At 59.5% G+C, this 14,204-nt stretch carries 14 protein-coding genes and 3 tRNA genes; 13 read left to right on the top strand and 4 right to left on the bottom strand.

From position 1 onward, the window contains the following. The gene (locus C2U30_RS12755; RefSeq protein WP_041211923.1) at window positions 1–1,131 is read right to left on the bottom strand and encodes a NapC/NirT family cytochrome c; all 1,131 of its coding nucleotides are present in this window, start codon (window positions 1,129–1,131) and stop codon (window positions 1–3) included. 298 nt (window positions 1,132–1,429) lie between these two features. Here C2U30_RS12755 and C2U30_RS12750 point away from each other — a divergent pair, with 298 nt between their 5' ends. After that, window positions 1,430–3,439, top strand: coding sequence for a DNA topoisomerase III (locus C2U30_RS12750; RefSeq protein WP_053288042.1), 2,010 nt, complete (start codon window positions 1,430–1,432; stop codon window positions 3,437–3,439). A 73-nt stretch (window positions 3,440–3,512) separates the two neighbouring features. Here the strand turns inward: C2U30_RS12750 and C2U30_RS12745 are convergent, their stop codons facing one another. Together C2U30_RS12745 and C2U30_RS12740 are read right to left on the bottom strand one after the other, a co-directional pair. Further along, window positions 3,513–4,868, bottom strand: coding sequence for a TrkH family potassium uptake protein (locus tag C2U30_RS12745; protein WP_053288043.1), 1,356 nt, complete (start codon window positions 4,866–4,868; stop codon window positions 3,513–3,515). Then, window positions 4,865–5,518, bottom strand: coding sequence for a potassium channel family protein (locus C2U30_RS12740; protein ID WP_010675965.1), 654 nt, complete (start codon window positions 5,516–5,518; stop codon window positions 4,865–4,867). The genes C2U30_RS12745 and C2U30_RS12740 overlap by 4 nt, the downstream gene beginning before the upstream one ends. Window positions 5,519–5,643: 125 nt before the next feature. On the opposite strand from C2U30_RS12740, the gene murB reads away from it, so the two are divergent. After that, window positions 5,644–6,681, top strand: coding sequence for a UDP-N-acetylmuramate dehydrogenase (murB, locus tag C2U30_RS12735; RefSeq protein WP_103243871.1), 1,038 nt, complete (start codon window positions 5,644–5,646; stop codon window positions 6,679–6,681). Continuing rightward, a complete protein-coding gene (birA, locus tag C2U30_RS12730; protein ID WP_042016250.1) occupies window positions 6,678–7,643 on the top strand; it encodes a bifunctional biotin--[acetyl-CoA-carboxylase] ligase/biotin operon repressor BirA in 966 nt (321 codons plus the stop codon). Before murB ends, birA begins: the two co-directional genes overlap by 4 nt. Window positions 7,644–7,719: 76 nt before the next feature. Here birA and coaA read toward each other — a convergent pair whose 3' ends face one another. After that, entirely contained in the window at window positions 7,720–8,658 is a 939-nt protein-coding gene (gene coaA / locus C2U30_RS12725; protein WP_029314861.1) for a type I pantothenate kinase, read from the bottom strand. Window positions 8,659–8,921: 263 nt separating this feature from the next. On the opposite strand from coaA, the gene C2U30_RS12720 reads away from it, so the two are divergent. From C2U30_RS12720 to rplL, 10 genes are all read left to right on the top strand, one after another. Further along, a tRNA-Tyr gene (locus tag C2U30_RS12720) sits at window positions 8,922–9,006 on the top strand. A 38-nt stretch (window positions 9,007–9,044) separates the two neighbouring features. Continuing rightward, window positions 9,045–9,119, top strand: a tRNA-Gly gene (locus C2U30_RS12715). 172 nt (window positions 9,120–9,291) lie between these two features. Then, window positions 9,292–10,476: an elongation factor Tu gene (gene tuf / locus C2U30_RS12710; protein WP_005306325.1), complete on the top strand. Its 1,185-nt coding sequence runs from the start codon at window positions 9,292–9,294 to the stop codon at window positions 10,474–10,476. A gap of 52 nt (window positions 10,477–10,528) precedes the next feature. Continuing rightward, window positions 10,529–10,605 (top strand) — tRNA-Trp (locus C2U30_RS12705). Window positions 10,606–10,665: 60 nt separating this feature from the next. Beyond that, window positions 10,666–11,037 (top strand): preprotein translocase subunit SecE, encoded by a 372-nt coding sequence (gene secE, locus C2U30_RS12700; protein ID WP_010675960.1) that lies wholly within the window; start codon window positions 10,666–10,668, stop codon window positions 11,035–11,037. A 9-nt stretch (window positions 11,038–11,046) separates the two neighbouring features. Continuing rightward, window positions 11,047–11,598 (top strand): transcription termination/antitermination protein NusG, encoded by a 552-nt coding sequence (nusG, locus tag C2U30_RS12695; RefSeq protein ID WP_010675959.1) that lies wholly within the window; start codon window positions 11,047–11,049, stop codon window positions 11,596–11,598. 134 nt (window positions 11,599–11,732) lie between these two features. Beyond that, window positions 11,733–12,161, top strand: coding sequence for a 50S ribosomal protein L11 (gene rplK / locus C2U30_RS12690; RefSeq protein ID WP_005306313.1), 429 nt, complete (start codon window positions 11,733–11,735; stop codon window positions 12,159–12,161). Between the two features lie 4 nt (window positions 12,162–12,165). Continuing rightward, a complete protein-coding gene (rplA, locus tag C2U30_RS12685) occupies window positions 12,166–12,867 on the top strand; it encodes a 50S ribosomal protein L1 (RefSeq protein WP_010675958.1) in 702 nt (233 codons plus the stop codon). 256 nt (window positions 12,868–13,123) lie between these two features. Continuing rightward, on the top strand, window positions 13,124–13,624 hold the full coding sequence (gene rplJ, locus C2U30_RS12680; RefSeq protein ID WP_005339895.1) for a 50S ribosomal protein L10: 501 nt from the start codon (window positions 13,124–13,126) through the stop codon (window positions 13,622–13,624). Between the two features lie 51 nt (window positions 13,625–13,675). Next, window positions 13,676–14,041, top strand: a complete 366-nt coding sequence (gene rplL / locus C2U30_RS12675) for a 50S ribosomal protein L7/L12 (RefSeq protein ID WP_010675957.1) — start codon at window positions 13,676–13,678, stop codon at window positions 14,039–14,041. Window positions 14,042–14,204: the final 163 nt, after the last annotated feature.

Below are 14,204 nucleotides of genomic sequence, written 5' to 3'. Positions count from 1 at the left end.
TTAATGGGCCGCGCTCATGTCGCTGGCGTGTTTCTGCACGTATTGGGTGAGCATGCGCGCCTGCTCCGGGGTGAGGGAGGTACGAGACTCCATCCCCTTGATAACGCCGATCCACTGGTTGGCGTTGAAGTGATCCAGCGCGGTGAGGCCGTGACAGCCGGTGCAGTTGTTGGACATCAGGGTGGAGGCGTATTGCCACAGCTTGCCCTGGTCGCCGATGAGCTGGCTCTGGTCGACCCAGGCGGTCAGGCTGACCTGATGCCAGGTGAGGTTGGTGGCGCTGTCGGTTTCGCTCTTGCCGGTCACGAGGGCTTTTCTGGCGGCTTCGCCGACCAGCACGCTCAGGATCCGTTTGCCGGGGGCGGCGTAGAACACCTCGCTCACACCGTCCTGCTGCCAGCCGTCGATGCGCACCTGGGTGCGGCCGTTGTCGTTGGCCAGCACTTCCACCTGGGTGGAGGGCATCAGGGTGCCTTCGTCAGTCTTGGCGCCAGCATCCAGATAGAGCGGGGTGGTGGCGATGGCATAGCGGGTGGTGACGGTTACCGGGGTCTGGGCCGCGGCGGCGGCCAGTTCGCTGGCACCGGCGGCGGCCAGGCCGCTCATGTCCGGCATGATGTGGGCAACGCCGCGGTGACAGTCGATGCAGGTCTGACCCTCCTTGATGGCGACCGGGTGCTCGGCGCGGGCATTGGGGCGTTGGGCCAGGATGTCCATGGCGGCGTAGCTGTGGCAACTGCGACAGGTGGCGGAGTCATTGGCCTTGAGCTGATCCCACACGGTCTGGGCCATGCGCAGCTTGTGGGCCTCGTATTTCTCCGGGGTGTCGAGGGTGCCGATCGCCTCGTGATAGATGTCCTTCACGGCGCGGATCTTGGTCCAGAGATAGGCGGCGGGTTCACTGGGGATGTGGCAGTCGGCGCACTCGGCGCGGATCCCCTTCACGTTCTGGAAGTGGACGCTGCCCTGATATTCGGCGAGCGGGGTCTGCATGGAGTGGCAGGAGACGCAGAACTCGGTGGAGCTGGTCTTGTGCAGCACGGTGACGGTGACGCCCAGTGCGGCGATCCCCAGCAGGGCCCCGAGCAGCAGAAGCCAGAACCAGGTCTTTCTCAACAGTTTTCCAAGCATGGTGACGGTGTCCTTCGAATTCGGGTATTACCAATATAGTAGTAGTCCCAGGATTCAAAGGGTTGACCTCGGTCATGGTTTTTATTTCGTCATATAATTGATTTTTGGTTTTGTTATTTGTTTTGGCATGATTTATTGAATTTAAATCGCATTTTTCCCATACAGCGGGAGCGGGATGTGCTGTGGTGAGAGCGATGCCCAAGCCGGGGCGAGGAGGCAGTACGCCACCCCGGGGCTTGGGGTTTGTGGCGAGAGGATTGTATACTGTTCACATATACAGTATTCAGGTGTATCCACCATGCGACTCTTTATCGCCGAGAAACCCAGCCTTGGCCGCGCCATCGCCGATGTCCTCCCCAAACCGCACAAGAAGGGGGAGGGTTTCATCGAGACGGCGCAGGGAGACGTGGTGACCTGGTGCATCGGCCACCTGCTGGAGCAGGCCGAGCCCGATGCCTACGATGCCGCCTACAAGCAGTGGCGCATGGAATCCCTTCCCATTGTCCCGACCCAGTGGCAGCTGGTGGCCAAACCCAAGACCAAGGCCCAGCTGGCCGTCATCAAGGGGCTTATCAAGCAGGCGGACTGCGTGGTCAACGCCGGTGACCCGGACAGGGAAGGGCAACTGCTGGTGGACGAGGTGATCGACTTTCTCGGCTATCCCAAGACCAAACCGGTTCAGCGCTGCCTCATCAGCGATCTCAATCCCCCCGCCGTGCGCCGCGCCCTCGACAAGCTCAGAGACAACAAGGAGTTCGTGCCGCTGGCGGTGTCGGCGCTGGCCCGTAGCCGTGCCGACTGGCTCTATGGCATCAACATGACCCGGGCCTATACCCTGCTTGGCCGCAAGGGGGGCTGCAGCGAACTGCTGTCGGTGGGTCGGGTACAGACCCCCTTGCTCGGTCTGGTGGTGCGCCGGGATCTCGAGATCGAGGCCTTCGTTCCCAAGCCGTTCTACGAGGTGATGGCCCATCTGTTGACCCAGGGCAACGAACGCTTCACCGCCAGGTGGCTGCCATCGGAGGCCTGTCTGCCCTGGCAGGATGAGGAGGGACGGGTGCTCAACCGGGCGCTGGCCGCCAAGGTGGTGGAGCGGATCCAGGGGCAACCCGCCCGGGTGGAGGCGGTGGAGGAGCAGGCGCGCAAGCAGGCGGCGCCGCTCCCCTACAACCTCTCCAGCCTGCAGATCGACGCGGCCAAGCGCTTTGGCATGGATGCCAAGCGGGTGCTGGATATCTGCCAGAGCCTCTACGAGCGGCACAAGCTCATCACCTATCCCAGATCCGACAGCCGCCATCTGCCGAGCGAGCACTTCAACCGGGCCGGCCAGGTGCGGGAGGCCATCGCCAGCACGGCCCCTGCGCTGGCCAGGGCGGTCGCCGAAGCGGATGGCAGGATCCGCAGCAAGGCGTGGAACGACAGCAAGGTGGATGCCCACCACGCCATCATTCCCACCGAGAAGAGGGGGAACGAGGGGAGCCTGGGGGCCGACGAGGCGAAGCTTTACGGCCTGATTGCCCGCCAGTATCTGCTGCAGTTCTACCCGCCGTTCGAGTACAACGACAGCAAGGTGTTGCTGCGCATCGCCGGAGGGCTGTTCCAGGCCAAGGCGCGCCGCATCCTCAAGGCGGGCTGGAAGGCGCTGCTCGGAGTGGAAGAGGATGACGAGGAGGAGGCGGGAACCCTGCCTGCCCTGAAAGAAGGGGAGGAACTGCTGTGCGAGCGGGGGGAGCTGCTGGAGAAGATGACCCAGCCCCCCAAGCCGTTTACCGATGCCACCCTGCTGGCCGCCATGACCGGCATCGCCCGTTATGTGCAAGATCCCGAGATCCGCAAGACCCTACGGGAGACCGACGGTCTGGGCACCGAGGCGACCCGGGCCGGGATCATCGATCTGCTGTTCAAGCGCCGCTTCCTGGTGCGCCAGGGCAAGAGTATCAAGGCCACCCCGACCGGGCGAGCCCTGGTCCAGGCGCTGCCCACGACCGCCACGACACCGGACATGACGGCACTGTGGGAGCAGAGTCTGGGTCAGATCGCCGAACGTCACGGCAGCTACCAGCAGTTCATGGGGCCGCTCACCGAGCAGCTCAACGGCCTGATCGAGGGGGCGCGGCAGGATTCCGGCGCCAGCTTCAGCGCGCTGCCCAAGGCGGCGCCCGGTGACAGCAAGCAACGCTTTGCCCGCCGCAAGCGGACTGGGTCCACCGCCGCACGCCCCCGCACGAGCACGGGCAAGAGTGCTCGTGCGGGGAAGAGCCCTGGAAAGAGCACTGGTAAGGGGACGACCAGGGGCAAGGCTGCCTGAGGCTGGCGAGCGCCGTGATCACATAAAAATAAGAAGAGGGGCCAGTGGCCCCTCTTTGCATGGATGGAGCGGCTTACCCCGTGTAGACGCTCTCTTCCGGATAACGGATGCGGGTCTCCACCGGGCGGGCCAGCATGATCGCCAGGGTGAGGGGCCCCAGACGGCCGCAGATCATCACCAGCACCAGGATCAGTTTGCCCGGTTCGCTCAGAGAAGCGGTGATGCCGGTGGACAGTCCCACGGTGGCAAAGGCCGAGATGGTCTCGAACATGATCTTGTCGAATGATTGCGACTCCGTGAGCATCAGCAGGAACATCGCCAGCATCAGCACCATGGTACTGACGATGATGATGGCCAGGGAGCGGGTCACTATCTGGGGTGACAGGGTGCGGCCGAAGGCGGTGACATGGGGGCGCTTGGTCAGAAACGCCCGGGTCGCCAGCAGGACGACGGCAAAGGTGGTGACCTTGATACCGCCCCCGGTGGAGGTTGCCCCGGCACCGATGAACATCAGCAGCATCATGAACAGCAGGGAGGCCGGTACCATCTGGCCGATATCCACCGTGTTGAAGCCCGCCGTGCGCGCGGTGGCCGACTGGAAGAAGGCTGCCAGCCACTGGCTCCCGAAGGAGGCGTTGCCCAGGGTGCCCGGGTTGTTGTGCTCCAGCAGCCAGAACATCAGGGTCCCCAGCAGCAGCAGGGCAGGGGTCATCAGCAGCATCAGCTTGCTGTGCAGTTTCAGCTTGCGCCAGCGGCGGTTGCGCACCAGGTCGACGATGACGGTGAAGCCTACCCCCCCCAGGATCAGCAGGGCCGGTATGGTCAGGCTGATGATGGGGTCATCCCGGTAGTCCATGAGGTTGTTGGCAAACAGCGAGAAGCCGGCGTTGTTGAAAGCTGACACCGCGTGGAAGAAGCTGACGTAGAGGCCGTGGCCCCAGCCCATGTCGGGCACCCAGCGAATGGCCATGATGGCGGTGCCGATCAGCTGGGCAATCAGGGCGAACAGGACGATGCGCTTCACCAGCTGGACGATGTTGACGGATCCCTCCTGGCCCAGCGCCTCCTTGGCCAGCACCTGCTGGCGCAGCCCGACCCGCTTGCTGAACATGGCGATGAGCAGCAGTGTCATGGTCATCTGGCCGAGACCACCAATCTCCATCAATATCAACAGGATGATCTGCCCCTGCAGGGTGAAGGCGGTGCCGGTATCTACCACCCCGAGGCCGGTCACGCTGATGGCGGAGGTGGCGGTGAACAGGGCGTTGATGACGGTGACCTCACCCTTGTGGCTGGAGGGCTGGACCAGAAACAGGGTGCCAACCAGCAGGATGATGAGGAAACTGCCCAGGATGAGCTTGGCCTCGCTCCAGCGGGAGTTGTCTTCCCGATGCAGGGTGAAGGCGTAGTTGCTGCGCCAGTTGATCATAGGGTGTCGAGCCAGTGATCGATGGCGTGCTTGTTGCCGGCCAGGATCAGGATGTCACCGAGTTGCAGCTCCATCTTGCCGGTCAGGACGTTGTGCAGCACCTCACCCCGCTTGATGGCCAACAGCTGGAAATCGCTTTGCTGCAGCAGGCGTAAGTCGGCCAGGGTGCGGGTGTTTTGCTGCAAGCCGATCACGAACTCGGTCAGCACCATGTCGTGACCCAGCTCCAGGTAGTCGAACAGCCGGTTGTCCAGCATGCTCTGGGCCACCCGGCGGCCCATGTCCCACTCCGGGTTGATCACCTTGTCCGCGCCTACCTTCTGCAGGATCTTGGCGTGGAACTTGTCGCGGGCCTTGACCCAGACCTTCTTCACGCCCGCCTCTTTCAGCACCAGCGTGGTCAGGATGCTGGTCTCCAGGTTGTCGCCGATGGCGACAAAGACGATGTCGAAATTCGCCAGGCCCAGTTCGGCGACTGTGGCCTCGTCGGTGGCATCGGCCACGATGACGTGGTTGCAGAGGGTGGCTATCTGGCGGGTCTTGCTCTCGTCGATGTCGATGGCCAGTACCTCGGCATTCTGGCGCTGCAACTCTTCGCACAAGGCGCTGCCAAACAGGCCCAGGCCGATGACGGCGAATTGATTGTTCATACATGCTTCCTCAGCGGGATGAAGGGGTTACTCTACTCCAGAGCCCTGAGTCCGAAAAGTGTCCGGGTTTTTTGTCCCGGGGGATCTGGGGTAAACTGCGCCCTTGTCCTTGTCGGAACACACAGATGAAACTCACCCCCCACGCCTCCCTGTCGACCCTCAATACTCTGGGCCTGGATGCACACTGCCTCTGGCTGGCCGATGTGACCCGGCCGGATGATCTCGCGCAACTGCGGACCAACCCGGAGTTGGCCACCTTGCCGCGCCTGGTGCTGGGAGGAGGAAGCAACATCCTGTTCTGCGATGACTTTGCCGGTCTGGTGATCCACAACGGCCTGAAAGGGATCACGCTGCACGAGGAGTCCGAGCACTGGCTGCTGCACGTGGCGGCAGGTGAAAACTGGCACGAGCTGGTATGCCACGCCCTGCAACAGGGCTGGCACGGGCTGGAGAACCTGGCACTCATTCCCGGGACGGTCGGGGCGGCCCCGGTACAGAACATCGGTGCCTACGGGGTCGAGCTGGCCAGCGTCTGTGCCTACGTGGAGGCGTTCAACTGGCAGAGTGGCGAGGTTGAGCGCATCGCGGCGGCCGACTGCCGGTTCGGTTACCGTGACAGCATCTTCAAGCACGACTATCAGGACTCCCACTTCATCATCGCCGTCGGTCTGCGCCTGCCCAAGGCATGGCGCCCGGTCGCCGGCTATGGCCCGCTGGCGGCGCTGGGGGATGCCCCTTCGCCACAGGCCATTTTCGACACCGTCTGTGCCACCCGCATGGCCAAGCTGCCGGATCCGGCGGTGCTGGGCAACGCGGGCAGTTTCTTCAAAAACCCTGTGGTGCCCGCCGCCCTGGCCGAGACCCTGAAACAGCAATACCCGCAGATGCCCTGCTACCCTGCGGCAGAAGGGCAGGCCAAGCTGGCGGCTGGCTGGCTCATCGATCAGTGCGGTCTCAAGGGGTTTGCCATCGGTCGTGCCGCCGTGCATCAGGAGCAGGCGCTGGTGCTGGTCAATCTGGGGGGCGCCAGCGCCATGGAGCTCATCGCGCTGGCGGCCCATGTCCGCGACAGCGTGGAGCACCAGTTCGGTGTGGTGCTGGAACACGAGGTGCGCTTCATGGGGCGCAGCGGTGAAACCTGGCTCGATGAGGTACTGGCATGACCCTGACCCCCGTCAGACAGACCCTGATCACCCTGCTGAGCGATGGTCAGTTTCATTCCGGCGAGCAGCTGGGCGAGCGCCTTGGCATCAGCCGGGCTGCGGTGAGCAAGCACATGGCCGCGCTCAAGGATCTGGGGCTGGATCTCTTCAGCCTGACCGGCAAGGGCTATCGGCTGGCGGTGCCCATGGCCCTCTATGACGAGGGGCGGCTGCAGGCAGAGGCACCGATGGCGCCGGTGCACTGCTTCCCTGTCATCGACTCCACCAACCAGTACCTGCTGGAGCGGGTCAATACCCTGAGCTCCGGGGAAAGCTGTCTGGCCGAGTGCCAGACCGCCGGGCGGGGACGTCGTGGCAAACCCTGGGTTTCCCCCTTCGGTTGCCAGCTGATCCTGAGCATGTACTGGCGGCTTGAGCAAGGCATGGCGGCCGCCATGGGACTGAGTCTCGCGGTCGGCGTGGCGGTGGTCGAGGCGCTGGAGTCCCTCGGTTATCCCGGGGTGGCGCTCAAGTGGCCGAACGACCTCTATTACCAGGGCCGCAAGCTGGCGGGCATCCTGGTGGAGATGAGCGGCAGTGCGGGTGCCAGCTGCCATCTGGTGATCGGGGTCGGCCTCAATCTGGCGATGCCGAGTCGGGAGGGGGAGAAGATCGATCAGGCCTGGTCCGAGCTGCGCCATATCCAGCCCGAGCTGGTGGATCGCAACGAGCTGGCCGCCTGCGTGCTGCTGCACCTGCAGCAGGCCATGCAGACCTTCGAACAGACGGGACTGGCGAGTTTCGTCGAGAGCTGGAATCGGCTTGACCACTTCGCCGGCCAGCCGGTGAAGCTGCTGATGGGAGAGCAGGTGATCCGCGGGATTGCCCGGGGGATCGACGAACGCGGAGCCCTGCGTCTGGAGACGGAAGAAGGGCTCAAGCTTTATCTGGGAGGGGAACTCTCCTTGCGGCGGGGGGACTGAACCCATACGCTCATGACGACTGAATGAAAGAGGGGGCCTGCGGGCCCCCTCTTTCATGTATGCACTGCGACAGTGATCACTTGCGCAGCTTGATCTGCTCGATGGCGTGCTCGTTGCCCTTGGTGAGGATGAGGTTGGCCCGCTCCCGGGTCGGCAAGATGTTCTCTTGCAGATTCAGGTAGTTGATATCCTGCCAGATGTTGTTGGCGATCTCGGTCGCCTCGCTCTCGGCCAGCTTGGCGTAGTGGTGGAAATAGGAGTCGGGATCCGAGAAGGCGCCGCTGCGGAATTTGAGAAAACGATCGATGTACCAGGTGCGCAGCAGCTCGGCGTCAGCATCCACATAGATGGAGAAGTCGACGAAGTCCGACACGAACACACGATGGGGGTCCTGGGGATAGTCCATGCCGCTTTGCAGCACATTGAGCCCCTCCAGGATCAGGATGTCCGGCTGCTCCACCACCTTCTTCTCGTCGGGCAGGATGTCATAGATCAGGTGGGAGTACACGGGGGCCTCGACCTTCTCGTGGCCGGCGCGGATATTGGCGACAAACTCCACCAGATGGCGGATGTCATAAGACTCGGGGAACCCCTTGCGACGCATCAGGCCACGGGCTTCCAGCTCCTTGTTGGGAAACAGGAAGCCGTCGGTGGTGACCAGCTCCACCCTGGGGTGCTCCGGCCAGCGCTCCAGCAGTGCCTGAAGGATACGGGCCGTGGTGCTCTTGCCCCCCGCCACGCTGCCGGCGATGCTGATGATATAGGTGCCCTTGCCGCGGGACTGACCGAGAAACTGCTCCAGCACCCGGCTGCGGCGCTGCTTGGCCTTGACGTAGAGATTGAGGAGACGAGAGAGGGGCAGATAGATCTCTTCCACTTCCCGCAATGACACCTTCTCGTTGATCCCGCGCAGGGTCTGCAGATCGTGCTCGGTCAGGGTCAGGGGGACCGCATCGCGCAATAACGCCCATTGTTCGCGGGTGAATTGCAAATAGGGGTTATGCTCTGTCGTCATGGTGTCATCACTGTTTCTTGGGCAGGGCGACCATACACCAAGGGATCGGGAGCGACAAGGGACGCGTCCGGTCGGGACGGAGAAGGAGCGTTTTTTTGCCTGGATCCCGGCATAAATGCACATTTTGCAAGGTGCAATGGTTGCATCCCCAAAATCCTTACCATAAAATGCGCGACGCTTGGATGTCTGTCGTCTATTTGCCCAGCAAAAGCGACAAAAACAACGGGTGCAAGCAGAATTACCGTTGTGGCATTTATGCAACTGGAGGGGTTCCCGAGCGGCCAAAGGGATCAGACTGTAAATCTGACGGCTCTGCCTTCGAAGGTTCGAATCCTTCTCCCTCCACCATATTTCTCTGCGGTTTGAGTTCTTTGGGTTAGAGAAATGCGGGCATCGTATAATGGCTATTACCTCAGCCTTCCAAGCTGATGATGCGGGTTCGATTCCCGCTGCCCGCTCCAAGATGCTGATATGGCTCAGGTAATTCTGAGAGCCACACCTTAGGGTGAGTTCGGCAATCGAACCAGCCTGTCAGCACCAACCTCTCTACTCCCCTTGATTCAAATCCATCATATAAACTGTTCTGTGGTTAGCTTGCCACCGCGTACTCAGCGTTAGTTTAGAGGGACGATCATGTCTAAAGAAAAATTTGAGCGTAATAAACCGCACGTTAACGTGGGTACCATCGGCCACGTTGACCACGGTAAAACCACCCTGACCGCCGCCATCACCAACGTGCTGGCCAAGCACTTCGGTGGTAAAGCTTTCGCCTTCGACCAGATCGACAAGGCACCGGAAGAGCGTGAGCGTGGTATCACCATCAACACCTCCCACGTAGAATACGACACTGCTACCCGCCACTACGCCCACGTAGATTGCCCGGGTCACGCCGACTACGTTAAAAACATGATCACCGGTGCTGCCCAGATGGACGGCGCAATCCTGGTAGTAGCAGCGACTGACGGCCCGATGCCGCAGACTCGTGAGCACATCCTGCTGGGTCGTCAGGTAGGCGTTCCGTACATCATCGTGTTCATGAACAAGTGCGACATGGTAGATGACGAAGAGCTGCTGGAACTGGTCGAGATGGAAGTTCGCGAACTGCTGTCCGAGTACGACTTCCCGGGTGATGACCTGCCGGTAGTACGTGGTTCCGCACTGAAAGCGCTGGAAGGCGAAGCTCAGTGGGAAGAGAAGATCCTGGAACTGGCTGGCCACCTGGACACCTACATTCCGGAGCCGGAGCGTGCCATTGACCAGCCGTTCCTGATGCCTATCGAAGACGTCTTCTCCATCGCAGGCCGTGGTACCGTAGTAACCGGTCGTGTAGAGCGCGGTATCGTCAAGGTTGGTGAAGAAGTGGAAATCGTTGGTATCAAAGATACCACCAAGACCACCTGTACCGGCGTTGAAATGTTCCGCAAACTGCTGGACGAAGGTCGTGCAGGTGAGAACGTTGGCGCACTGCTGCGTGGCGTGAAGCGTGAAGACGTAGAGCGTGGTCAGGTACTGGCCAAGCCGGGCACCATCAAGCCGCACACCAAGTTTGAATCTGAAGTGTACGTGCTGTCCAAAGAAGAAGGTGGTCGTCATACCCCGTTCTTCAAGGGCTACCGTCCGCAGTTCTACTTCCGTACTACCGACGTGACCGGTACCATCGAACTGCCGGAAGGCGTAGAGATGGTAATGCCGGGCGACAACATCAAGATGGTTGTTACCCTGATTGCGCCGATCGCGATGGACGACGGCCTGCGTTTCGCCATCCGTGAAGGTGGCCGTACCGTAGGTGCTGGTGTTGTAGCCAAAGTTATCGCTTAATCTTGGCTTACATAAATAAAGCAAAGCCCCTATAATAGGGGCTTTCTTATGCAGGGGCGTAGTTCGAATTGGTAGAACAGCGGTCTCCAAAACCGATGGTTGCGGGTTCGAGTCCTGCCGCCCCTGCCATATACCTCGTCTCGTACGGGGCTTTTGTGTCTTTGGTTACGTCAGATACAGGTGGGTTGTATGAGTGTTAGTTCTGAGGGTCAGGGCGGAAGCAAGGATACCCTGCTTTGGGGCCTGGTTTTCATCATCCTGGCGGCCGCTGTAGTGGGCAATTACCTGCTGAGCGACGTTATTGCTGCTGTCCGCGCCCTGGGTGTGGTCGTTGTCATCGCCGCTGCCGGTGCAGTGGCCCTGCAAACCACCAAGGGCAAGGCAACACTGGCGTTTGCCCGTGAGTCTCGCCTGGAAGTCCGCAAGGTCGTATGGCCGACCCGTCAGGAAGCCATTCAGACAACCCTGATTGTGCTGGCGGTGACTGCCGTGATGGGGCTGCTGCTGTTCGTGTTGGACGGCGCCTTGGTCTGGTTGGTCAACCTGATTACCGGTGTGTAAGGATAAGCCATGACTGAACAACGTGAACAGCGTATGAGATGGTATGTTGTGCAGGCATTTTCCGGCTACGAAGGCCGTGTTGCCAAATCCCTGCGTGAACATATCAAGATGCATGGCATGGAAGAGCTGTTTGGTGAAGTGCTGGTCCCGACCGAAGAAGTGGTCGAGATGCGTGCTGGCCAGAAGCGCAAGAGTGAGCGCAAATTTTTCCCAGGATACGTCCTGGTCCAGATGGTGATGGATGAAACCACATGGCACCTGGTACGCAATGTACCACGTGTAATGGGTTTCATCGGTGGTACCTCCGATCGCCCTGCTCCTATCTCCGATAAGGAAGCGGACGCCATCCTCAATCGTCTGCAAGATGCCCACGACAAGCCGCGTCCTAAAACCCTGTTTGAACCGGGTGAGATGGTCCGGGTTGCCGATGGTCCGTTCGCCGACTTCAACGGTACCGTTGAAGAGGTGGACTACGAAAAGAGCCGCGTGAAGGTCTCCGTACTGATCTTCGGCCGCTCAACGCCGGTAGAACTGGATTTTGGTCAGGTCGAAAAAGGCTGATTAATCTCTGTACGTTTAACGGTTGTCAGGGGCAGCGATTATCTCTATAATTCGCTGCCCCTTTATTTGTTGGGGAGCCGTTTGCAGGAGCATGTCTCCGAGGCGTTAGAACCCATTTTTGAGGTATTTTTGTAATGGCTAAGAAAGTCACAGCTTATATCAAGCTGCAAGTTAAGGCTGGCAGTGCTAACCCCAGCCCTCCCGTTGGTCCTGCTCTGGGTCAGCACGGTGTGAACATCATGGAATTCTGTAAGGCATTCAACGCCCGTACAGAAAAGCTGGAAAAAGGTTCTCCGACTCCGGTCGTGATCACCGTTTACAGCGACCGTTCCTTCACCTTCGAAACCAAGACTCCGCCCGCTTCCTTCCTGCTGAAGAAAGCTGCTGGTATCCAGTCTGGTTCCGCCAAGCCGAACAAAGACAAGGTTGGTAAGGTGACTGTGGCTCAGCTGCAAGAAATCGCCAAGACCAAAGAGCCGGATATGACTGGTGCCGATCTGGATGCAAAAGTACGTTGCATCGCCGGTTCCGCTCGTTCCATGGGCCTGGTAGTGGAGGAGTAAGACAATGGCTAAACTATCCAAGCGTATGCGCGTTATTCGCGAAAAAGTTGACGGTACCAAAGAGTACTCCATCAACGAAGCCATTGCCCTGCTGAAAGAACTGGCTACCGCCAAGTTCGTTGAAAGCGTTGACGTTGCCGTTAACCTGGGTATCGATGCTCGTAAATCCGACCAGAACGTACGTGGTGCAACTGTACTGCCGCACGGTACCGGTCGTGACATCCGTGTCGCCGTGTTCACTCAGGGTGCCAATGCCGAAGCCGCCAAGGCTGCCGGTGCTGAACTGGTTGGTATGGACGACCTGGCCGAGCTGGTCAAGAAAGGCGAGATGAACTTCGACGTCGTCATCGCATCCCCGGATGCCATGCGTGTTGTTGGTCAACTGGGTCAAATCCTGGGCCCGCGCGGTCTGATGCCGAACCCGAAAGTGGGTACCGTCACTCCGAACGTAGCCGAAGCCGTCAAGAACGCCAAGGCTGGTCAGGTTCGTTACCGTAACGACAAGAACGGTATCATTCATACCACTCTGGGCAAGGTCTCTTTCAACGAAGTTCAGCTGAAAGAAAACCTGGAAGCGCTGCTGGTTGCCTTGAAGAAGGCCAAGCCGTCCTCCGCCAAGGGTGTATTCATCAAGAAAGTCAGCATCTCCACCACCATGGGTGCCGGTGTTGCCGTAGACCAAGCTTCCCTGGAAGCTCAGGCCTAATTGATGGGTTTTACAAGGCGCAAAATTTAATCTATAATTTTGCGCCTTGATTGGTTGGGGGTTTCGACCTCCGTCCAAGACCGCAGGAGGCCGCAAAGCCTTAATTCTTCCTGCGTAGACGGTGCCGGAAACCCAGCGAGAAAGATTCTTTCTCTTCTGGAATCCTGCTACCGCATCGTTCCCCTCTGTTGTAAAGGTAGGGGGGATGTGTCAGTACTGGGTCAACAGACCCGGATTCAATCCAGGAGTTAAGCCAATGGCATTGGGACTCGAAGACAAAAAGGCAATTGTTGCTGAAGTCAACGAAGCTGCCAAAGGCGCTCTTTCTGCAGTTGTAGCCGATTCTCGCGGCGTCACTGTAGACAAGATGACCGTCCTGCGTAAGACCGCTCGTGAAGCCGGTGTGTACATGCGCGTTGTGCGTAACACCCTGCTGCGTCGCGCGGTAGAAGGTACCGAATACGAGTGCCTGAACGACGCATTTACCGGTCCTACCTTGATTGCTTTCTCTAACGAACACCCGGGCGCTGCCGCTCGTCTGTTCAAAGAGTTTGCCAAAGCGAACCAAAAGTTCGAAATCAAGGCTGGCGCTTTTAACGGTGAGTTTATCGCCGCAGCACAAATTGATCGTCTGGCCACGCTGCCGACTTACGAAGAAGCAATTGCGAAGTTGATGGCTACCATGAAGGAAGCCTCTGCTGGCAAGCTGGTTCGTACTATCGCTGCTGTTCGCGACCAGAAACAAGCTGCTGCTTGATTCTCGCCTATCTAGGCTGTTTGAGTTTATTCAACATCAGGAATTTTTGTCATGTCTATCACTAAAGACCAAATCATCGAAGCCGTTGCTTCCATGTCCGTAATGGAAGTTGTTGAGCTGATCGAAGCTATGGAAGAGAAGTTCGGTGTTTCTGCCGCTGCTGCCGTCATGGCCGGCCCGGCTGCTGCTGAAGCAGTAGAAGAGAAGACCGAGTTCGACGTAGTTCTGACTGCTGCTGGCGCCAACAAAGTTGCCGTCATCAAGGCCGTCCGTGGCGCTACCGGTCTGGGCCTGAAAGAAGCCAAGGACCTGGTAGAAGCTGCTCCGACCAATCTGAAAGAAGCCGTGTCCAAGGACGAAGCTGAAGCTCTGAAGAAAGAGCTGGAAGCTGCCGGTGCTTCTGTTGAGATCAAATAATCTGCATTTATGTAGATTAGCCTGATAAAACAGGCTAAGGCTGGTGAATCTTTATTCACCAGCCTTTTTGCGCTGTAGACTGAGAGTATTTCACACCGTTCACGACTCTCGGTGCACCAGCAATCCGGACCGCCTCATCGTCCGGGCCAACACAAAACGGTGT

It is taken from the genome of Aeromonas sp. ASNIH5, from assembly GCF_002902865.1.
Lineage (GTDB): Bacteria > Pseudomonadota > Gammaproteobacteria > Enterobacterales > Aeromonadaceae > Aeromonas > Aeromonas caviae.
This window is presented reverse-complemented; position numbering and strand designations above follow the sequence as displayed.